General features: G+C 74.7%; 20 protein-coding genes. 8 read left to right on the top strand and 12 right to left on the bottom strand.

The genetic code is table 11. The features are described from left to right. Nucleotides 1-3 precede the first annotated feature (3 nt). Nucleotides 4-966, top strand: a complete 963-nt coding sequence (locus Sya03_RS18915; RefSeq protein ID WP_203939657.1) for a radical SAM protein — start codon at nt 4-6, stop codon at nt 964-966. On the opposite strand, the gene Sya03_RS18910 is transcribed toward Sya03_RS18915, so the two are convergent. Genes Sya03_RS18910 through Sya03_RS18870 form a run of 9 tightly spaced genes read right to left on the bottom strand, consistent with a single transcriptional unit; the run spans nt 906 to nt 10,603 of the window. Beyond that, nucleotides 906-1,781, bottom strand: coding sequence for an alpha/beta fold hydrolase (locus tag Sya03_RS18910; protein WP_203939656.1), 876 nt, complete (start codon nt 1,779-1,781; stop codon nt 906-908). The two genes, Sya03_RS18915 and Sya03_RS18910, sit on opposite strands and share 61 nt — an antisense overlap. 25 nt (nt 1,782-1,806) lie before the next feature. Continuing rightward, nucleotides 1,807-2,271, bottom strand: a complete 465-nt coding sequence (locus tag Sya03_RS18905; protein WP_203939655.1) for a ribose-5-phosphate isomerase — start codon at nt 2,269-2,271, stop codon at nt 1,807-1,809. After that, the gene (locus tag Sya03_RS18900) at nt 2,268-4,016 is read right to left on the bottom strand and encodes a dihydroxyacetone kinase family protein (protein WP_203939654.1); all 1,749 of its coding nucleotides are present in this window, start codon (nt 4,014-4,016) and stop codon (nt 2,268-2,270) included. The genes Sya03_RS18905 and Sya03_RS18900 overlap by 4 nt, the downstream gene beginning before the upstream one ends. After that, nucleotides 4,013-5,122 carry an ABC transporter ATP-binding protein gene (locus Sya03_RS18895; protein ID WP_203939653.1) on the bottom strand — a complete coding sequence of 370 codons (1,110 nt, stop codon included), beginning with the start codon at nt 5,120-5,122 and terminating at the stop codon, nt 4,013-4,015. Before Sya03_RS18895 ends, Sya03_RS18900 begins: the two co-directional genes overlap by 4 nt. Continuing rightward, nucleotides 5,119-6,288 carry an ABC transporter ATP-binding protein gene (locus Sya03_RS18890; RefSeq protein ID WP_203939652.1) on the bottom strand — a complete coding sequence of 390 codons (1,170 nt, stop codon included), beginning with the start codon at nt 6,286-6,288 and terminating at the stop codon, nt 5,119-5,121. The genes Sya03_RS18895 and Sya03_RS18890 overlap by 4 nt, the downstream gene beginning before the upstream one ends. Then, on the bottom strand, nt 6,288-7,154 hold the full coding sequence (locus tag Sya03_RS18885) for a carbohydrate ABC transporter permease (protein ID WP_203939651.1): 867 nt from the start codon (nt 7,152-7,154) through the stop codon (nt 6,288-6,290). Before Sya03_RS18885 ends, Sya03_RS18890 begins: the two co-directional genes overlap by 1 nt. A 2-nt stretch (nt 7,155-7,156) precedes the next feature. Next, entirely contained in the window at nt 7,157-8,104 is a 948-nt protein-coding gene (locus Sya03_RS18880) for a carbohydrate ABC transporter permease (RefSeq protein ID WP_203939650.1), read from the bottom strand. Further along, a complete protein-coding gene (locus Sya03_RS18875; protein WP_203939649.1) occupies nt 8,101-9,486 on the bottom strand; it encodes an ABC transporter substrate-binding protein in 1,386 nt (461 codons plus the stop codon). The genes Sya03_RS18880 and Sya03_RS18875 overlap by 4 nt, the downstream gene beginning before the upstream one ends. A 28-nt stretch (nt 9,487-9,514) precedes the next feature. After that, nucleotides 9,515-10,603, bottom strand: a complete 1,089-nt coding sequence (locus tag Sya03_RS18870; RefSeq protein WP_203939702.1) for an alcohol dehydrogenase catalytic domain-containing protein — start codon at nt 10,601-10,603, stop codon at nt 9,515-9,517. A 176-nt stretch (nt 10,604-10,779) separates the two neighbouring features. Between Sya03_RS18870 and Sya03_RS18865 the strand changes: the two genes are divergently transcribed. From Sya03_RS18865 to Sya03_RS18850, 4 genes are all read left to right on the top strand, one after another. Beyond that, nucleotides 10,780-11,754 carry a sugar-binding transcriptional regulator gene (locus Sya03_RS18865; protein WP_203939648.1) on the top strand — a complete coding sequence of 325 codons (975 nt, stop codon included), beginning with the start codon at nt 10,780-10,782 and terminating at the stop codon, nt 11,752-11,754. Then, nucleotides 11,741-12,502 carry an SDR family NAD(P)-dependent oxidoreductase gene (locus Sya03_RS18860; protein WP_203939647.1) on the top strand — a complete coding sequence of 254 codons (762 nt, stop codon included), beginning with the start codon at nt 11,741-11,743 and terminating at the stop codon, nt 12,500-12,502. The genes Sya03_RS18865 and Sya03_RS18860 overlap by 14 nt, the downstream gene beginning before the upstream one ends. 31 nt (nt 12,503-12,533) lie before the next feature. Continuing rightward, nucleotides 12,534-13,712: a VOC family protein gene (locus tag Sya03_RS18855; RefSeq protein ID WP_203939646.1), complete on the top strand. Its 1,179-nt coding sequence runs from the start codon at nt 12,534-12,536 to the stop codon at nt 13,710-13,712. Nucleotides 13,713-13,790: 78 nt separating this feature from the next. Beyond that, complete coding sequence (locus Sya03_RS18850) at nt 13,791-13,937, top strand: hypothetical protein (RefSeq protein WP_203939645.1); 147 nt, start codon at nt 13,791-13,793, stop codon at nt 13,935-13,937. Between the two features lie 72 nt (nt 13,938-14,009). Here the strand turns inward: Sya03_RS18850 and Sya03_RS18845 are convergent, their stop codons facing one another. After that, nucleotides 14,010-15,251 carry a DUF1479 domain-containing protein gene (locus Sya03_RS18845; RefSeq protein ID WP_203939644.1) on the bottom strand — a complete coding sequence of 414 codons (1,242 nt, stop codon included), beginning with the start codon at nt 15,249-15,251 and terminating at the stop codon, nt 14,010-14,012. Nucleotides 15,252-15,340: 89 nt separating this feature from the next. Here Sya03_RS18845 and Sya03_RS18840 point away from each other — a divergent pair, with 89 nt between their 5' ends. Together Sya03_RS18840 and Sya03_RS18835 are read left to right on the top strand one after the other, a co-directional pair. Beyond that, nucleotides 15,341-16,480 carry an ROK family transcriptional regulator gene (locus Sya03_RS18840; protein WP_203939643.1) on the top strand — a complete coding sequence of 380 codons (1,140 nt, stop codon included), beginning with the start codon at nt 15,341-15,343 and terminating at the stop codon, nt 16,478-16,480. Nucleotides 16,481-16,497: 17 nt separating this feature from the next. After that, entirely contained in the window at nt 16,498-17,094 is a 597-nt protein-coding gene (locus tag Sya03_RS18835; protein ID WP_203939642.1) for a DUF2625 family protein, read from the top strand. A gap of 11 nt (nt 17,095-17,105) precedes the next feature. On the opposite strand, the gene Sya03_RS18830 is transcribed toward Sya03_RS18835, so the two are convergent. Next, a complete protein-coding gene (locus Sya03_RS18830) occupies nt 17,106-17,837 on the bottom strand; it encodes a class I SAM-dependent methyltransferase (protein WP_203939641.1) in 732 nt (243 codons plus the stop codon). Then, nucleotides 17,834-18,823: a LacI family DNA-binding transcriptional regulator gene (locus tag Sya03_RS18825; RefSeq protein WP_203939640.1), complete on the bottom strand. Its 990-nt coding sequence runs from the start codon at nt 18,821-18,823 to the stop codon at nt 17,834-17,836. Before Sya03_RS18825 ends, Sya03_RS18830 begins: the two co-directional genes overlap by 4 nt. 93 nt (nt 18,824-18,916) lie before the next feature. On the opposite strand from Sya03_RS18825, the gene Sya03_RS18820 reads away from it, so the two are divergent. Further along, nucleotides 18,917-20,074 carry a Gfo/Idh/MocA family protein gene (locus Sya03_RS18820; RefSeq protein ID WP_203939639.1) on the top strand — a complete coding sequence of 386 codons (1,158 nt, stop codon included), beginning with the start codon at nt 18,917-18,919 and terminating at the stop codon, nt 20,072-20,074. Nucleotides 20,075-20,080: the final 6 nt, after the last annotated feature.

The following is a 20,080-nucleotide window of genomic DNA, read 5'->3' as shown; positions in this document are numbered from 1 at the left end:
GCCGTGCCCGCGGCGCTGCAGATCCACCCGACCCGGCGGTGCAACCTGTCGTGCCGGCACTGCTACTCCGCATCCGGTCCGGGCGTCCGAGACGAGCTCACGCCCGGGCTGCTGACCGCGGCGGTGGCGGGCGCGGCGGCACGCGGGTACACCGCACTGGCCGTGTCGGGCGGCGAGCCGCTGCTCTACCCCGGGCTGCCGCGGGTCCTCGCGGCAGCCCGGCTGGCCGGCATGACCACCAGCATGGTGACCAACGGCCTGCTGCTCGGCACCCGGCGCTTCCGGGCGGCGGCGCCCCTGCTCGACGCGGTCGCCGTCTCCCTCGACGGCACCCCCGCCGCCCACGACGCGCTGCGCGGCCGCGCCGGCGCCTTCGCCCGGATGCGCGCCGGCCTCGGCGTGCTGCGCCGCGCGGGCCTGCCGTTCGCGCTGGTGCTGACGCTGACCCAGCACAACGTCGACCAGCTGGAGTGGGCGGCGGCGTTCGCGGCGGACCAGGGCGCGGGCCTGCTGCACGTCCACCCCCTGGAACAGTCCGGCGCCGCCGCCGTCCAGCTGCCGCACTCCACACCGGACGCCGTCGAGCTGCTGGTCGCCCGCGCCGAGGCCGACCGGCTGCGCGCCCGGCACCCGGGCCTGGCCATCCACGTCGACGCGGCGGCCCCGGCCGAGCTGCGCGCCCCCGGCGCCCTGCCCGACCCCCTGGTCGTCGAGACCGACGGCACGGTCTCGCCGGTCCGGTACGGCTTCCCCCGCCGGTACGCCCTCGGCAACCTGCACGACCGCCCGCTGCCGGAGCTGCTCGACGCCTGGGACGGCGAACCGCTGCGCCGCCTCGTGGCCGTCCTGCCCCGAACCGGGATCGTCAACGTGGCCGACGCGCTGTCCCGCCTGGCCGAGGCCGCTCAGCCCGCGGCCAGCACCTCGCGCAGCTTCGCCGCGAACTCCGGCGGCTTGCCCGCGTAGCCGAACTCGCCGCCGAGGAAGCCGCCGTGGTGGCTGGGGAACACCGTGGCCTCCTGGCCGAGCAGCGCCGCCGTGCCCAGCGCCGTGCGGGCGGTGTACGTGCCGGCCGACTCCTCGCCGACCGCGATCACGATGCGGGTGCCGGACGCGGCGAGCGCGGCCGGGTCGGGGCGGTAGTCGGTGACGGCCCAGGACGCCGTCGACAGCAGCGGGTCGTCGCGGGTGCCGTCGTCGTCGGCCGGCATGCCGAACATCGCCGGGTCGGGCGCCGGCTGGGCGAAGTAGTCGTCGGTGAACTCGCCCTGCCAGGACGTCATCGTGATGAACGCGGCCATGCCCGCCCCGCGACCCTTCGCCTGGTACGCCTCGTGGAACAGGCCCCGGGCGCGCTCGGCGGCCCCGGCGTCGGGCAGCACCGCGTTGATCGGCGGCTCGTGCGCCACGAGCGTGGCCACGTCGCCGGGGTGGGTGGCGACCAGCTCCAGGGCGGTGACGGCGCCGCCGCTGCTGGCGAACACGTCGACGGGGCCGGCGTCCAGCTCGGCGATGAGCCGGTGCAGGTCGGCGGCCTGCTGCTGCGGGGTGTTGTCGGTCCGGCCGTCGGTGCGCACGCTGCGGCCCAGCCCGCGCGGGTCGTACGTGACGACCGTGCGGTCGGTGAACTCGGCGGCGAGCGCGTCGAAGCCCTCCGCCGACATCGGCTGGCCGACCATGAGCAGCACGGGGCTGCCGCCGGCCGGGGGCAGCGGCCCGCGGACGTCGTACACCAGGTCGGCGCCGTCAACGGCGAGGGTCTTCGTCTGCTTCGTCGTCATGCCCCCGACCCTACGGCCGCGGGGGTCAGGTGTCCGCCGCCTCGTAGCGGCTGATCACCTCGACCTTCTCGGCGGACGCGGAGCTCTCGTCGAAGGTGAGGCCCAGCCACTCGTGCACCAGGTGCTTGGCCAGCTCGGGGCCGACGACGCGGGCGCCGAGGGCGAGGACCTGGCAGTTGTTCGACAGCACGGACCGCTCCACGGAGTAGCTGTCGTGCGCGACGGTGGCCCGCACACCGGTGACCTTGTTGGCGGCGACGGCCATGCCGATGCCGGTGCCGCACACCAGCAGCGCCCGGTCGGCGCGGCCGGCGGCGACGGCCTGCGCCGCGTCGAGGGCCACGTTCGGGTAGGCGGTGTGGTCGGCGGCGTCGTGCACGCCCACGTCGTCGACCACGGACACGCGGTCGTCGGCGCGCAGCAGCTCGGCCAGGGAGTCCTTGAGGGCGAGGCCGGCCTCGTCGGCGCCGACCACGATGCGCAGGGTCATGAGGGTGTCCCGAGGGTGGAGGCCTGGCGCAGGGCGGCGCCGGCGGCGGTGAGGGACTCGGCGAGGGAGACCGCGCCGGGGTCGAGGGTGCCGACGCTGCGGTCGGCGAGGCGGGCGGCGCGCCCGCGGCGGGCGCGCATGTCCTTCGTCGCCTCGGCGGCGGCCCGGGCGGCGGCGGCCGCCGCGGACCAGGCGTCGGTGACGCGGGCGCCGCCGTCGGCGGCGGTGCGGAACTCGCGGACGAACGCGTCCAGCGCGTCCACCATGGTCTTGTCGCCGGGCACGCTGCCGCCGAGCCGGATCACCGCCTCCCGGGCGGCCTCGAACGCGCCGGCCAGGTAGACCGCGCCGGGGCGGTCGTCGCCGGCGGCGCCGAGCAGGGCGCCGACGGTGGTCAGGCCGCTGCCCCACAGCGCGCCGGACGCCCCGCCGGCGGCGTCGGCGAACGCCATCCCGGCGGCGCGCAGCACCGCCGCCGCGTCGGGCCCGGCCCGGTCGGCGGCGTGCAGGGCGGCGTCCATGCCGCGGGTCATCGTGGTGCCGTGGTCGCCGTCGGCGGCCACCGCGTCCAGGTCGCCGAGGTGCTTCTCCAGCTCGTGCAGGCGCTCGCCCATGGCCGCCAGGACGGCGCGGGCGGTGCGCCCGGACGGGGCCAGCTCGCCGGCGGGCACGACGGGCAGCTCGGCGCCGACCTCGGCGGCGTGCGGCCCGAACGGCCGCGGCGCGCCGTCCAAGCCGGGCACCGGCCCGGGCCGGTTGTAGCCCGGGGCGGCGCACGGCGCCGACAGCAGCTCCTCCAGCTCGTCGTCGGTCCACACCAGCGTCACCGAGCAGCCGCCCATGTCCAGGGAGGTGACGAACTCGCCGATCTCCGGCTCGGTCAGCCGCACCCCGGCCTCGTGCAGGGCGGCCGCGACCGCCCGGTACAGGATGAACAGCTCCTCGTACTTGACCCGGCCCAGGCCGTTGACGAGCACGCGGGCCCGGTCGGCGGCGGGCGGGCGCTCGGCGAGCAGCCGGGCCACGAGCAGCCGGCCCAGGTCGTCGGCGGGCAGCAGCGGCATGGTCTGGATGCCGGGCTCGCCGTGGATGCCGAGGCCGAGCACCATCGTGGCCGGTTCGACGGTGAACAGCGGCTCGTCGCGGCCGGGCACGGTGAGCCCGTCGAACGCCACGCCGATGGTGCGGGTGGCGTCGTTGCAGTGCCGGGCGGCCCGCTCCACCTCGTCGAGGCTGTCGCCGCGGTGCGCGGCGGACGCGGCGGCGCGGAAGACGAAGAAGTCGCCCGCGATGCCGCGCCGCTCGCCGGCCCGCTCGGGCGGCGCGGAGGCGATGTCGTCGGTGACCAGCACGATGCGGGCGTCGATGCCCTGCTGCGCGCGGGCCAGGTCGGCGGCGAGCCCGAAGTGCATGACGTCGCCGGCGTAGTTGCCGAACAGCATGAGCACCCCGGCGCCGCCGTCGACGGCCCGGATGGTGCGGTGCGCCTGCTCGGCGGACGGGCTGGTGAAGACGTCGCCGCAGACGGCCGCGTCGGCGAGACCGGGCCCGACCAGGCCGGCGAACGACGGGTAGTGGCCGGAGCCGCCGCCGACGATGGTCGACACCCGGCCGGGCTCGGGCGCGCTCACCGACGCCACCGCCGACGTGCCGGGCACCCGGCGCAGGTAGCGGCCGTACGCCGCGCACAGGCCGTCGATCGTGTCGTCCTTGAAGGCGCGTTCGCTGTTGTAGACGTAGGTCATCGGATCCGCCCCCCGCTGTCGGTGTCGAACAGGTAGACCCGGTCGGGCCGGGCCGCGATGCGCCGGATGTCGCCGCGGCGCCAGTGCACGCCGTGCGGGGTCTGCACGACGATCCGGCCGTCCACGCCGGCCACCTCGACGGTGGCGAGCCCGAACTCCATGAAGTCCTCGTAGACGGCGACCTCGGCGGGCACGCCGGCCTCGTCGTCGGCGGCGGGGCGGGCGTCCTGCGGGCGCAGGCCCACGGTGACCGGGCGGCCGTCGTCGGCGTCGCCGACCGCGGTGCGCAGCGTGCCCTCCCGGCCGACGCGCACGTGCACGTCGCCGCCGCGCCGCTCGACCGTGCCCTCGAACAGGTTGATCTTCGGCTCGCCGACGAAGTCGGCGACGAACACGTTGGCCGGGTTGTCGTAGATCTCGTCGGGGGTGCCGAACTGCTCGACGACGCCCGCGTTCATCACGGCCATCCGGTCGGCCAGGCTCAGCGCCTCCAGCTGGTCGTGCGTGACGACGATCGTGGTGTAGCCGAACTCGCGCTGCAACACCTTCAGCTCGCGGCGCACCCGCTGGCGCTGGGCGGCGTCCAGGTGCGACAGCGGCTCGTCGAGCAGCAGCACCCGCGGGTTGCGGATGAGCGCCCGGGCCAGGGCGACCCGCTGCTTCTGGCCGCTGGACAGGCTCGCCGGGCGCAGCTCCAGCAGCTCGGTCATCTCCAGCCGCTCGGCGATGCGCCCGACCATCTCGCGGGCGCCCTTGACGCCGCGCGCCTTGAGCCCGTACGCCAGGTTCTCCCGGACGCTGAGCGGCGGGTACAGCGCGTAGCTCTCGAAGCCGACGCCGATGTCCCGCTTGCCCGGCGGCAGGTCCTGCACCACCCGGTCGCCGATCTTGATGTTGCCGGCGGTGACGGTCTCCAGCCCGGCGATCATCCGCAGCGTGGTGGTCTTGCCGCAGCCGGACGGCCCGAGCAGGGCGATCAGCTCGCCCGGCCGGATCTTCAGGTCCATGCCCTTGACGGCCTCGAACGGCTCCCGCCCGCGCGCCACGTACGTCTTGCGCAGGTTCTCCAGGGTGAGCGAGGCCGGCTCGGCGGTGGTCGTGGTCATCGGGCCCTCCCGGTGGCGGGTTCCTCGGCGGGGCGGCGCTGCCGCGGGACGCCCCCGCCGAGCCGCGGGGTGTCCTCGCCGGGCGCGCCGGCGGCGAAGACGTGCACGTCGGCCAGGTCGACGTGCAGGTCGACCAGGTCGCCCTCCTCGGCGGCGTGGTCGCTGGACGCCACCATGATCAGTTCGGTGTCGCCGACGTGGACGGCCAGCTCGACGAGCCGGCCGAGCCGCTCGGCGAGGTGCACCCGGCCGCGGACCGCGAGGTGCCCCGGGGCGGGGCGGTCGTCCGGGCCGGCGCGGTCGATGTCGCGCGGCCGGATGCCGAGCCGGACCCGCTCCCCCGCCGCCAGGTCGAGCCCGGCGGGCACCGGCACCGCGACCGCGCCGCCGGCGCCGGCGCCGACCAGGCTGCCGTCGTCGACGACGGCGTCGAGCAGGTTGATCTCGGGCTGGCCGAGCGCCTTGGCGACGAACGTGTCGGCGGGCTCGCGCCAGATCTGCTCGGGCGTGCCGACCTGCACGAGCCGGCCGTGCCGCAGCACGGCGATCCGCTCGCCCAGGTCGAGCGCCTCCTGGTAGTCGTGGGTCACGTACAGGGCGGTGGTGTTGGACTCCTCGCCGAGCTGCTTGAGCTCGGCGCGCATGGCCGCCCGCAGCTTGGCGTCGAGGTGGCTCAGCGGCTCGTCCAGCAGGTACACGTCGGCGGGGCGCACCAGCACCCGGCCCAGCGCGACCCGCTGCCGCTGGCCGTTGGACAGCTCGCGGGGGAACCGCTGGAGCAGGTGGTTGATGCCGAGCGTGGTGGTGACCAGCTCGATGCGCCGCTCCTGGTCGGCCTTCGAGTAGCTGCCGGTGCGCCCGGAGCGCAGCGGCGACGCCAGGTTCTCGAAGACGGTCTTCTGCGGGTACAGCGCGTAGCTCTCGAACGCCATCGCCACGTTGCGGTGGTACGGCTCCACGCCGGTCAGGTCGCGCCCGGCGATGGCCACCCGGCCGGCGTCGATGTCGACGAGCCCGGCCACGCTCTTGAGCGTCGTGGTCTTGCCCGCGCCGGACGGCCCGAGCACGACGAAGAACTCGCCGTCGCCGACCGACAGGTCCAGGTCCTCGACGCCGACGACCTTGCCGTAGCGCGTCGTCACCCCGGTGATCTCCAGCGTGGCCATCAGGCCTTCACCGCCCCGAACGACAGGCCCCGCACCAGGTAGCGCTGGATGGTGAGGGCGAGCAGCAGCGGTGGCAGGGCGCCGATGAGCGCAGCCGCCGCCGTGAGGTTGTAGTAGGCCTGCCCGCCGCCGCCGAGAAACTTGGTGACCGCGACGGTGACCGTGGTGGCGTTGCTGTCGGTGAGGATCAGCGGGAAGACGTAGTTGTTCCAGGCGAAGATGAACGCCAGCAGGGCCGCGGCGGCGATGCCGGGGCGCACCAGCGGCAGCGCCACCATGACGAACGCGCGCCGCCGGGTGTAGCCGTCGAGCAGCGCCGCCTGCTCCAGTTCGGCCGACAGGTCCTGGAAGTACGAGCGCAGGATCCACACCACCAGCGGCATGGTGACCAGCTGCAGGACCCAGATCATGCCGTACGTGGTGTCGAACAGGCCGGTCTGGTTGTAGATGACGAACAGCGGGACGACGACCATCAGCTCCGGCGCGAACCGGAACGACAGCATCTGGAACATCAGGTCCTCGCTGCCGCGGTACTTCCACCGGCCGGCGGCGTACGCGGCGGGGATGCCGATGAGCAGGCTCACCAGCACCGCGCCGCCGCAGTTGAGCACGCTGCTGACCAGGGCGCCGGCGAAGTCGACGCTGGTCAGGTCGGTGCCGCGCTGGCTCATCACGGTGCCGAAGTTGTCGAACGTCGGGCTGAAGGCGAAGTAGGTGGTGGTCTGCTCGGTGTCGGTCTTGAGCGCCAGCAGCACCATCCAGGCGATCGGGAACAGCGAGAACACGAACCAGAAGACGAGCAGCAGGTCCGCGCCGACGCTGCCGAGGGTCAGCCGCTTGCGGCCGGGCTTGATCTCGGTGGCCATGACTACCCCTCCGCCCCGGCGGCCCGGCGCTGCGCCTTGCCGAGCACGCTCACCAGGTACCGCGCGACCGCGAACACGAGGATCCAGAGCAGGAACATGTACGTGGAACCGCGCGAGTAGTTGAGGTTGGTGATGGAGTCCTCGAACGCGCCGACCTGCAGCGTGCGGGTCGCGTCGCCGGGGCCGCCGGCGGTGAGCACGTACACGATGTCGAAGATCTTCAGGCAGTCCATCAGCCGGAAGATGACGGCGACCAAAATGTACGGCCACATCATCGGCAGCATGAGCCGGCGGAACATGTAGAACCAGCCGGCGCCGTCCACCTCGGACGCCTCGAACGGCTCCTTCGGCAGCGAGCGCAGCCCGGCCAGCACGAGGATCGCCACGAACGGCGTGTAGATCCACAGGTCGACCAGGATCGTCGACCAGAGCGCCCGGTCGCGGCTGAGCCAGTCGAACGTGGAGCCGAGGCCGAGCACGTGGTTGAGCACCCCGAACTGGGGGTTGAACATGAGCTTCCAGATGACCGCGGCGATGACCGGCGCGATCATCAGCGGCAGGATCAGCACCTTCTCGAAGATCCGGCCGACGATGCTGGAGCGGTTCAGCAGCAGCGCGATGCCGATGCCGAGCACGGTCTCCAGGCCGGTGGCCACGAACGCGTAGGTGGCGGTGACCCGCACGCTGGTCCAGAACTCCGGGTCCGACAGCACGCTGCGGAAGTTGTCGAAGCCGACCAGCACCGGGTTGGGGTTGACCGCGGAGTAGTTGAGGAACGCGTAGTACACGCCCAGGAAGAACGGGTACAGGATGCCGATGATGATCGCGACCGCCGGCACCGACAGCAGGTACGGCCGCAGCCGGCGCCGCCAGCGCGGCACGACCGGGGGCGTGCCGTGCTGGGCGGGCCCGGCGGGCGGCGCCTGGCGCGAGGGGGCGGTGGTCGTCACGACGCGAGCTTCTTCGTGTTCGACTCGGCGAGCGCGTCCAGCCTCGCCTTCGCGTCCTGGCCGGCGTAGATGTCCTGCAGCGCGACGGCCCAGTCCTCGGTGGTCTCGAAGAACTTGGTCTGCGGCGTGAACTGGATCTTGGTCTGGTCGACGACCTTCTCGAACGTCTCCAGGTAGCCGGGGAAGCCGCCGAGGGTCTGCTTGAACGAGCCGTCGAACACGCTCTTGCGGGTCGGGTCGGCGAACGCGCTCTTGGTGGCGTTGCTCATGGCTTCCTTGCCGGTGGCCCACTGGATGAACAGCCAGGCGGCGAGCTTCTGCTTGCTGGCGGCGTTCATGGCCAGCGACCAGGTCCACAGGTTGGTGGCGTAGCTGCCGTCGGGGCCGGGCGGGCCGGGGTGCCAGGCGAGGTTGCCGGCCTCCTTGCTGGCGCCGGGGCGGTTCTTCGGGTACGTGGCGGAGTCGGCGTCGTACACCATGACGGCGTTGCCGTTGCCCAGGTCGCGGGTGGCGTCGGGGTACTCGTAGGTGGTCCACGAGGTGGGGCCGGCGGCCTTGGCGAGGTTCACCCACTTGCGGGTGAACTCGACGGCCTGCGGCGAGTTCATCGCGGCGACCAGCTTGCCGCCCTCGGCGGTGTAGTCCTTGCCGCCCTCGCGGCTGAACTGGGTCATGTAGCCGGGATGGATGGACGCCCAGCTCTTGGAGCCACGGAAGGCGATGCCGTACTGGTTCTTCGACCGGTCGGTGAGGTCCGTGGCGAGCTGGATCAGCTCGTCGAAGGACTCGGCGGGCTTGATGCCGCGCTGGTCGAAGATGCGCTTGTTGTACGCCAGCACGTTGGTCTCGAAGCCCCACGGGATGGCCCACTGGCCGCCGGTGCCCAGCGGGCTGCCGGGCTTGAAGTCCCACCGGGTGGAGGTGCGCAGGCCCTCGTAGATGTCGTCGAAGTCGTAGTCGGGGCTGGTCGCGGACGTGTTCTGCAGCCAGGGGTTGAGGTCCTCCATCCAGCCGGGCGGGCCGTATTGCCAGATGAAGTACGCGCCGGTCATGAACACGTCGTGCGCGCCGGTGCGGCCGGCCAGCTCGGTGTTGAGCTTGGTGAAGTAGTCCGCCTCGGCGACGAGGTCGGCCTGCACCTCGATGCCGGTGAGCGCGGTGAAGTCCTTGAGCAGCGGCTGGAACGCCTGCTGGTACGGGTGCGGGGTCTGCAGGATCTTGAGCTTGGTCCCGCTGGCCTTCTTCCAGTCGAAGCCACCGGTGACCTCGCCGGCGGCGTCGCCGGAGTTGTCGGCCGTCCCGCCGCCCACGCCGCAGGCGTTGAGCACGGGCAGGGAGGCGGCGCCGAGGCCGGCGGCGAGAAGAGAACGCCGAGTAGTCATGAGGGTCTCCTGGGGAGGGAGGAGGTGCTCAGGCGGGGATGAGGGTCACCTTGATCGACTTGGTGCCCTCGGCGACCAGATCGAGGCCCTGCTGGAAGTCCTCCAGGGGCAGCTGGTGCGTGCAGATCTGGTCCATCGGCAGCTTCCCGGACTCGATCATCCGGATGGCCGCCGGCCAGCAGTCCGGCCCGAGGTGCGCGCCGCGCACGTCGAGCTCCTTGTCGTCGCTGATGATGCTCCAGTCGACGCTGACCGGGTCCTTGAAGACGCTGTACTCGACGAAGGTGCCGAGCTTGCGCAGCAGGTTCAGGCCCTGCGGCACGGCCGACGGGTGGCCGGTGCCCTCGAGGTAGACGTCGGCGCCGTAGCCGTCGGTGAGGTCCTTGACGGCCTGCACCACGTCGGTCCGGGCGATGTTGAGGGTGACGTCGGCGCCGCACAGCTTCGCCAGCTCCAGCTTGGCGTCGGCGACGTCGAGCGCGATGACGCGGGCGGGGCTCTTGGCGGCGGCGCCGGCGACCATGCCGAGGCCGATCGGGCCGCACCCGGCGACGACGACGGTGTCGCCGAACCGGATGTCCGCGCGGTCGACGGCGTGCAGCGAGCACGACAGCGGCTCGGTGAACGCGGCGTGCGCGGGCGGCAGGTCGCGGCTCACCTTGTGGACGAGCGCCTCGGCCGGATAGACCATGTAGGACGCCATCGCCCCCGGGGTGCGGCGCTTGAAGCCGTACAGGTCGTGCGGGGCGCACATGTGGTAGTTGCCGCTGAGGCAGTAGCGGCACTTCCAGCACGGGACGATCTGCTCGCTGACGACGCGGTCGCCGACCGCCACGCCCCAGCGCGCGGCCGCCTCGTCGTCGATCTGCTCGATGGTGCCGGCGAACTCGTGGCCGGGCACCACCTCGGTCTCGGCCCACGCGGGCCGGTTCTCGTCGCCCCAGAACTTGGCGGCGCCCAGGTAGCACTTGAGGTCGCTGGCGCAGATGCCGACCGCCTCGACGCGGACGAGCGCCTCGCCGGGGCCGGCGACGGGCTTGGGGATTTCTTCCAGGCGGTAGTCGCGGGGTCCGTGACACACGACGGCCTGCATGGTTTCCGGCACTGAGTCCTCCAGGGGGTTCGGCGTAACGCCGTTGACTCACCGCTGTAACTGCCGTCACTCTATGGAGGGACTGAACATCTGTCCAGAACACTAGTGCAGGTATCTGAAAATCCGTTCCGAACGGATCTTCACCCGCACGGTAGAGTGCCGGGCCAGGAAGGGGTGCGCCCGTGGATAGTCTTGATCTCATGCGCGACCGCCTGGCCCTGCCCAGCGAGGGCCCCCGGTTCTCCCCGCAGCTGCTCTACACGGCCGCGACGCTGTACTACGTGGAGGACGCCACCCAGGCGGAGATCGCCGACCGGCTCGGCACCAGCCGGGCCACCGTCAGCCGGCTGCTGTCCGAGGCGCGCCGCCTCGGCATCGTCAAGATCGAGGTCATCGAGCCCGTCGAGACCGACACCGCCGCGCTGGCCGGGCGCGTCGCCGAGGCCCTCGGCCTGACCGCCGTGCACCTGTCCACCGTGCCCGCCGTCGCCGCCGCCACCCCGGGCGCCGCCCTGGCCCCCGCGGCCGCCGCCGCCCTCGCCCAGGCCGGCCTCACCCACGGCGACGTGCTCATCGTCTCCTCGGGACGGACCGTCTTCGAGGTCGCCCAGGCCAGCCTGCCCGCCCTGCCCGGGGTGCGGGTCACCCCCACCGTCGGCGGCCAGGACGACCCCAACGCCTGGTACCAGACCAACGAGATCACCCGCATGGTCGCCGCGAAGATCGGCGGCTCCCCCACCTTCCTGTACGCCCCGGCGCTGCCCGGCCCCGACCTGCACGGCCGCCTGCTCGAGGACGACAGCGTCCGCCGCGTCACCCACCTGTGGGAGCAGGCCCGCTGCGCCCTGCTGGGCGTCGGCGCCCCGCCCGCCACCCGCCGCTCCATCCCGGCGTTCGTGCCGATCCACGCCGTCGCCACCGCCGTCGGCGACATCTGCAACCACTTCTTCGACCGCGACGGCAACGACGTCCCGTTCCCCGGCGACGACCGCCTCATCGCCACCAGCCCGGAGCTGCTGCGCCGCATCCCGGTCGGCATCGCCGTCGCGGGCGGCCCGGAGAAGGTCGCCGCCATCGCGGCCGGCGCCCGCGCCGGCTACTTCAACCAGCTCGTCACCGACGTGCCCACCGCACAGGCCCTGCTGACCCTCGGAGTGACCGGTGCCCGCACCTGACCTGTCCGGCCGCCGCGCCCTCGTCACCGGCGCCTCCCGCGGCATCGGCGCCGCCGTCGCCGACGCCCTGGCCGCCGCGGGCGCCGCCGTCGTCCTGCACGGCCGCGACGCCGCCCTGCTGACCGAACGCGCCCAGGCCATCGCGGCCGCCCACGGCGCCCGCACCACCACCCTCACCGCCGACCTCGCCGACCCGGCCGCGGTCGAGCGCCTCGCCGGCGAGGCCTGGGACGCCCTCGGCGGCCTGGACATCCTCGTCAACAACGCCGGCATCACCTTCCCGGCCCTCGCCCACGACCAGACCCTCGCCGAGTGGGACACCACCATGGCCGTCAACCTGCGGGCCCCCGCCCTGCTGGCCGCCCGCCTCGGCGCCCGGATGGCCGACGCCGGCGGCGGCAGCATCGTCAACGTCTCGTCGCTGGCCGGGCTGCGCGCCCTCACCGAGCACTACGCGTACTGCGCCAGCAAGGCCGCCCTGCAGATGGCCACCAAGGTGCTGGCCCTGGAGCTGGGCCCGCGCGGGGTGCGCGCCAACTCCGTCTGCCCCACCGTCGTGCTGACCGAGATGGGTCAGCAGGTGTGGGGCGAGCAGGCCAAGGCGGCGCCGATGCTGGCCCGCATCCCGACGGGGCGCTTCGGGGCGCCGGCCGAGGTGGCCGCGGCGGTGGTGTGGCTGTGCTCGGACGCCGCCGGCATGGTCAACGGCGCGGAACTCGCCCTCGACGGCGGCTTCTCCGTCGCCTGACCGCCGCCCGGCCGGCTCTACAGTGCCGGGTATGACGGAGACCGGAACGGACTGGCGGGTCCTCGACGGCGTGGCGACGGCGTGGTTCGCCGCGCCGTCCCTGACCGCGGGCGCCGCGCTGGCCGGGCGCATCGGGCAGCTGACCGGCACCGCCGCGGTCGACCTGCGCGCGTCCGGCGTGCGGGTGCGCCTCGACGCGCCCAGGCACGCCGCGGCGGTGTCGGCGGCCGCGCGGGACGCCGGGCTGGCCGCGGACCCGGCCGCGCTGCAGCAGCTGAGCGTCGTCGTCGAGTCCGCCGACCCGGCCGCGGTGCGGCGGTTCTGGCAGCCGGTGCTCGGCTACGCGCCCGGGCCGGACGGCGCCGGGCTGACCGACCCGCTGCGGCGCGACCCCGCGCTGCGGATCCGGGCGTCGGACCAGCCGCGGCCGCTGCGCCACCGCGTCCACCTCGACGTGGTGCGGCCCGCCGCGGTGGTCGAGCGGGTGCGCCCGGGCGCGCCGTCGGGGCCGTACGGCGTGCGGCACGGCGACCCCGACGGCAACGAGGTCGACCTGGTGCCGGGCGGGGCGCTCGGCGAGGACCCCGCGACCGCCGACTGGCAGGCGGTGTTCAGCGCGATGGCGTGCTACCGCGTCGGTTCGCCGGCGCAGCAGCGCGACCTGGCCGCCGCCGTGGCGGCGCTGGCCGGCGACGCCGGCTTCCCGTTGCTGGTCGACCTGCGGCCCGGGCTCGTGGTCGTCGACAGCGGCAAGGACCAGTGGGAGGCCGACGCCCACGGCCTCGCGCTGGACTTCACCGCCCTCGCCGCGGACGTCCAGGCCGCCGCGCGCGACCTCGGGGCCGTCGCCGACCCGGAGCTGCCGCGCTTCGCCCAGCTGTTCCTCGACGCCGCCGACGTCGCCGCCGTGCGCGCGTTCTGGGCCGCCGCCCTCGGCTACACGCCCGACCGGCGGGCCGGCGCCACCGACATCCACGACCCGCGGCGGCTCGACCCGGTGCTGGTGTTCCAGCAGCTCGACGCCGCGGAGACGGACCGGCGCCGGCAGCGCAACCGCATCCACGCCGAGCTCGCCGTGCCGGCGGACCACGCCCGGGCGCGCCTGGCCGCGGCGGTCGCGGCCGGCGGCCGGCCGCTGGCCGAGCAGGCCGGCCGCGTGCGCATCGCCGACCCCGAGGGCAACGAGCTGGTGCTCGTCAGCGGGGCGTGACGACCTGGATCATGTTTCATGGATCCGGTTCGATGGGTAGTGAGCGGCCGCCGTTCAACCACTGAGGAGCCATCACACATGTCCGCCCAGGCCGTGCTCTACATCATCGCCATCATCCTGCTCGTGCTGGCCGCCCTGCCGATCACCGTTCCCCGCGTCTCGCTGGGCATCCTCGGCGCGGCGTTCGCGCTGGCCGCCTACGCCTGGCCGGTCATCACCGCCTGACCACACGCGACACGCGGGCCCACCCGGTTGTTCCGGGTGGGCCCGCGCACGTCAGGCGTCAGGCCTCGGGCGTCAGGCCAGGCCGAGCTGCTGCAGGCCCGTCAGGCTCAGGTCGGCCGGCCGCGGGCGGCCGGTCCAGCCGGCCTCGTAGTCCTCGGCGGCGAAGTCGCTCGGGCTGACGCCCGTGATGAACGCCTCGCCGCACTCCCGGGCGTACGCCGCGTTCTTGTCGCACCACGGGCTGGCCGGGATGTACATGACGTTGCCCCAGCCCTGCTGGTCCTGCACCGGCCCGACCGAGTGGATCATGTCGCCGTGCCACCAGACGGTGTCGCCGGGCTCGACCGCCGGGATCGGGGTCAGGGCCGGCATCAGCACCGGGTGCCAGCGCGCGCTGATGGGCAGGGCCTGGCCGTTGGCGGCGCCGCACAGGTCGTCGTCGGCGACGTCGTCCTGCAGGGCGCGCAGCAGCAGGTAGGCCATGGCGTTCGGGATGGGCACGACGTGCAGCACACCCTCGGTGGGCTGCATGTCCGACAGCGCCGTCCAGCCCTGGAAGGTGCGGAACGCCGAGCACATCACGGTCGAGTCGTACTCGTGGACCTCGGTGCGGAAGGCGCCGTCCCACGGGTCGTACGCCGCCGGGTCGCCGGCGAAGACGTGCCGGAAGACCTGCTGGTACGCGGGCAGCAGCCAGCGCTCGATCGAGCCGGAGTCGGTGTGCGCCGACAGGCCGGCCGAGTTGCTGCCGGGCTCGCGGCGGCGGACCCGGTCGGGGTACGCGGTGTCGCGGGTCGGGTCGAACCAGACGCGGCCCTCGGACTCGTGCTTCCAGAACGAGTTGAGGAAGCCGCGCACGTTCACCATGGCCTCGTCCTCGCGGGCCTCCATCTGCGGCTTCGACCAGTAGATGGGGAAGATCGACGGCTTGCCCGCGGCGAGGCCGCCGAAGATGCCGTCGTCGAGGTAGCGGTACTGCCCGGCGAAGTCGTTGCGCTCCAGGTAGTCGACGAGCTCGCGGTCCCAGCCCTCGGCGCGCTCGCGGCCGAACGTGCCCTTGACGACGGCGCAGCCGCGGCGGCGCACCGCCTCGACCTGCTCGGCGGGCACGGTGCCGGCGGCGATGTCGGCGTAGCGGACGACCGGCCAGACGTCCTCGCCCCGCTCGCGCTGCCGGACGACCTCGGCGACCTCGGCGCGCATGAGTTCCTCGGCGGCCTTGAACGCGACGGCGACGTCGCCGATGCGCTCGCGCAGCGCGGCCTTGGTCTCGCGGATGGCGGCGGGGACGTCGGCGGGGGCGGGGTGGGACATCGGGGACCTCCCGGAACGATTTGATTAGGTGACCTAACTAGAACATTGGTAATGTAGGCCGGGCGGGTCGAAGATCACAAGGGGTGGCCGTGAACGAGGTGCGCACCGCGGCCCGGCCGCTGCCGCAGACGGTGCTGCGCGAGGCCACCGACCGGCGCCTGCTCGACGAGACCATCCGGCGCGGCCGGGCCACCCGGGCCGAGCTGGCCGACGCCACCGGCTACTCCCGGCCGACCGTCTCCGAGGCGGTGAAACGCCTGGTCGCGGCCGGCCTGCTGGACGCCACCGGGCTGCAGGAGACCGGCCGGCGCGGGCGGGTCGGCACGTTCCACTCCCTCGGCGCCCGGGCCGGCTGGGTGCTCGCCCTGGAGCTGGACCAGTCCGGCCCGCACGCCCGCGCCGCCGACCTGGCCGGGCGCCCGCTGGCCGACCACCGCCGCCCGCCCACCGCGCCCGGCGACGTCGCCGCCCTCGTCGCGTCGGCGCGGGCCGTGGTCGCGGCGCTGACCGCCGAGGTCGGCCCGCACCGGGGACCGCTGCGCGCGGCGGGCGTCTCCGTCGCCAACCCCGTCGACCCGCGCACCCACGAGATCGTCGCGCTGCCGGGCACCCCGTTCCCCGAGGGCGTGCTCAGCCCCGCCGAGCTGCTGGGCGACCTGGGCGCGCCCGTGCTGGTCGACAACGACGTCAACCTGGCCACGCTGGCCGAGCACCGGGCGGGCGCGGCCGCCGGGGCGGAGAGCTTCGCGTACGTGTTCGTCGGCGCCGGCCTCGGCGTCGGGCTGTACCTGGGCGACCGGCTCGTCCGCGGCGCGCACGGGCTGGCCGGCGAGATCGGCTACCTGCCCGCGGCCGGGCCCGTCACGCTCGCGGGCGAGCTGGCGGCGGCGGGGTTCGGCCGGTCCGACGCCCCGTCCAACGACATCGCCGCCGCGCTCGCCGTGCTCGACCGCGGCCCGGCCGACCCGGCGCTGGCGCACCTCACCGGCGCGGTCAGCCGGGCCATCGCCTCGGTGGCCGCCGTGGTGGACCCCGAGCTGATCCTGCTCGGCGGGCCGGTCGGCACCCACCCGGCGCTGCTGCCGCCGGTGCGCGACGCGCTGCGCGGGCTGTTCCCCGGCCCCACCCGGCTGGCGCACGGCGCGCTCGGCACCGGCGCGCCGCTGCAGGGCGCGCTGCACCTGGCGCTCGACCACGCCCGCGCGGCAGCGGTGGCCCCGCAACCCTGATGGTGCATGCTGGCGGCGTGCAGGACGCGTGGCCGGAGATCTCCGCGGTGGTGGCGGCGGCGCCGTACCGGGTGCAGGTGCTCCCGGTCGACGCCGGGCGCGCCGAGCGGTGCCGCACGGCGCTGGGCCTGACCACGCAGTCGTGGCTGGGCGCGCTGGTCACCCACACCGGCGGGCTGCTCGTCGACCAGGGCTGGCTGCGGGTGCTCGGCGGCGGCCACGCCGGCCTGCCGGACGTGGCCGAGGCCGCCGACCCGGCCGCGCAGCTGCTGACGGTCGCCTACGACGTGCTCGGCGGGCGGTTCGCGTGGACCCAGGCGCGGCCGGACGCGCCGCCGACCGTGCACTACTTCGGGCCCGACGTGCTCGCCTGGGAGGACCTCGGCCAGGGCTACGCCGACTGGCTGTACGCGATGCTGGCCGGCTCGGTGACCGAGTTCTACGCGTCGCTGCGCTGGCCGGGCTGGGCCGAGGAGGTCGCCGCGCTGTCTCCCGGCGAGGGCCTGCACACCTCCCCGCCGCCGTCCACGGTGGAGGGCGCCGACCTGTCCCGGGCGGCGCGCCGGCCGGTGCCGCTCACCGGGCTCGTCGCCCACCACGGCGGCCGGGGCTGAGCGGGCCGCCCTCAGGCGGGGCGGGCCAGCACCAGGGTGGTGCGCAGGTCCATGGTGACCGAGCCGCCGAGCCCGTCGAGCATGCCGACCAGCCGGGCCTCGACCGCCGCGCGCTGCTCCGGCGACGCCCGCCGGTACGGCCCGAACGTGCGCACCAGCGCCAGGTAGCGCTCCGCCTCGAACACCGGCGCCCGGCGCGCGACGTGCGTGGTGACGTCGGCGAACAGCCCGCTGCGCGCGACGTCGTCGCGGAACCAGCCCTCGGGGCGCTCGGTGACGGTGGCGTCGACGGTGTGGACGGCGGCGAGCAGCGCGCGGCCGTGCGCCGGGTCGGCGTGGCCGTAGTGGTGGGCCACGAGGGCCAGCGTGCCGCCGGGGGCGAGGGCGGCGTGGGCCAGCCGGTTGCGCCGGGCCGGGTCGAGCCAGTGCCACGCCATCGCGCAGGCCAGCAGCGGCACCCCGCCGGGCGGCGGCGCCCAGTCCTCGAACGCGACGCCGAGCACCGTCGCGGCCGGGAAGCGCGCGCGCAGCACGGCCGCCATGCCGGGGTCGGGCTCCAGGCAGGTGACCGGCGCGCCCAGCCCGGCCAGCAGCGCGGTGCCCTTGCCGGTGCCCGCGCCGATCTCGGTGACCGATTCCGGCACCCCGCCGTGGTACGCCACGATCGCCGCCCGCAGCTCGTCCGGGTAGCCGGGGCGCACCGCGTCGTACTCGCCGGCGACGGGCCCGAAGACGCCGCTCACCGGGCCGCCGCCGGCCCGGTGCTGCCGCGCACCACCAGGCGCGGGGTGAGCACCACCTCGCGCCGCCGGGTGCGGCCGCCGTCGAGGCGCTCGACGGCCGCGGCGACCGCGTGCCGGGCCTGCGCCCGGGCGTCCTGGTCGACGCTGGTCAGGTCGACGTGGACGAGCCGGGCGAGCGTGCTGTCGTCGTACCCGACGATCGAGACGTCGCCGGGGACGTCGAGCCCGGCGCGCACGAGCGCGTCCTGCAGGCCGACGGCGCAGCGGTCGTTGCTGGCGACGACCGCGGTGGGCCGGTCGGCGGCGGCGAGCAGCGCGCGGCCGGCCCGGATGCCGCCCTGCTCGGTGTGGTCGCCGGGCACCACCCGGGCGGTCAGGCCCGCGCGGCGCACCGCGGCGCGGTAGCCGCGGCGCCGGGCGGCAGCGACCGCGCCGCGGCCGCCGTCGACGAACGCGATGTCGGAGTGTCCGAGACCGATCAGGTGGTCGAGGGCGGCGGCGACGCCCGCGTCGTCGGCGGAGCGCACCGAGTCGACGGCGTCGTCGCGGCGCCCGACGGCCACGACGGCCACCTGCGCGGCCAGCTCGGCGAGCCGGGCGGACGGCAGGTCGGGGCCGAGCAGCAGCATGGCCTCGCAGCGGAAGTCGAGCAGGGACGCGACGGCCCGTTCCTCGTCGCGGCCGGTGGCCAGGGTGGACAGCACAACCTCGTACCCTATGCGGTCCGCCTCGGCGTGGATCGCGTCGACCAGCTCGGCGTGGAACGGGTTGCGCACGTCGAGCAGCACCCCGAGCAGGTGCCGGCGGCGGCGGGCGAGCAGGCTGGCCGCCCGGTCGGCGCGGTAGCCCAGCTCGGCGGCAGCCTCCAGCACGCGGCGGCGGGTCTCGGCGCTGGGCCCGGGCTCGCCGCGCAGTACCAGCGACACCGACGCGGTCGAGACGCCGACCCGGGCGGCCACGTCGTCGAGGCGCGGTCTGGCACCCATCGCGACTCCTCCCGTCACGGCCTTGACACGCAGCGTGATCGACTCGGATGCTACCCGAACTTAAAGCGCTTTAAGAAGCGAGGTGCACCCCCGATGACCGAACCCTCCATCGGCGTGGCCGTGATCGGCGCGGGCATGGCCGGCCGCGCCCACGCCAACGGCTACCGCGCCGCCGGCACGGTCTACGACACCGCCCGCCCCGCCGCCCGCCTGGTCGCGATCGCCGACACCCACGAGCCCTTCGCCGCCGACACCGCCCGCCGCTACGGCTACGCCCGCGCCGAGACCAGCTGGCAGGCCGTCGCCGAGGCGGGCGACGTCGACGCCGTCAGCGTCGTCGTCGCCAACCCGCTGCACCGCGAGATCGTCGAGGGGCTGCTCGCCGCCGGCAAGCACGTACTCTGCGAGAAGCCGCTCGCGCCCAGCGTGGACGACGCCCAGGCCATGGTGGACGCCGCCGCCGCGCACCCCGGCCAGGTCGCCGCCGTCGGCTTCACGTTCCGCCGCTCCCCCGCGATCAACGCCATCCGGCAGGAGGTCGAGCGCACCCTCGGCCCCGTGCGGCACGTCGTCGGCAACTACTGGACCGACTACGGCCACGACCCCGGGCGGCCGATGAGCTGGCGCTACCTCGGCGGCCCCGGCTCCGGCGTGCTCGCCGACATCGGCAGCCACATGATCGACCTGGCCGAGTTCTTCTGCGGCCCCACCACCGGCGTGCAGGGCACCACGATGAGCACCGTCGTCACCTCCCGCCGCAAGCCGCTCGGCGTCGCCGTCGGCCACAAGGGCGGCGTCGCGCTCAGCGACGAGCGCGTGCCGGTCGAGAACGAGGACCTCTGCACCTTCACCACCACCTACGGCGGCGGCGCGGCCGGCACGTTCTCGCTGTCCAGGATCGCCTACGGGCACGCCAACACGCTGCGCCTGGAGCTGTTCTGCGAGCGCGGCACCGCCTCGTTCGACCTGACCCGGCCGGGCGAGTTCACCGTCGTCGACGGCGCGGCGCCCGGCATCCGGCGCATCTGCGTCGGGCCCGAGCACCCGTACGTCGCGGGCGGCCTGCCGATGGACTTCCCCACCGTCGGGCACGGCCAGAACGACTTCTTCGTCTTCCAGGCCCGCGCGTTCCTCGACCAGATCGCCGGCGTGGGCGACCTGCCGCCCGTGCCCAGCCTGGCGCACGGCCTGCACAACCTGCGCGTGCTCGACGCCGTCGTCGCCGCCACCGACAAGCCCGTCACCCTCTGAGCAGAA

It is taken from the genome of Spirilliplanes yamanashiensis, from assembly GCF_016863475.1.
Lineage (GTDB): Bacteria > Actinomycetota > Actinomycetes > Mycobacteriales > Micromonosporaceae > Spirilliplanes > Spirilliplanes yamanashiensis.
Note: the sequence above shows the minus strand (reverse complement) of the source record. Positions and strands in the feature narration are given on the sequence as shown.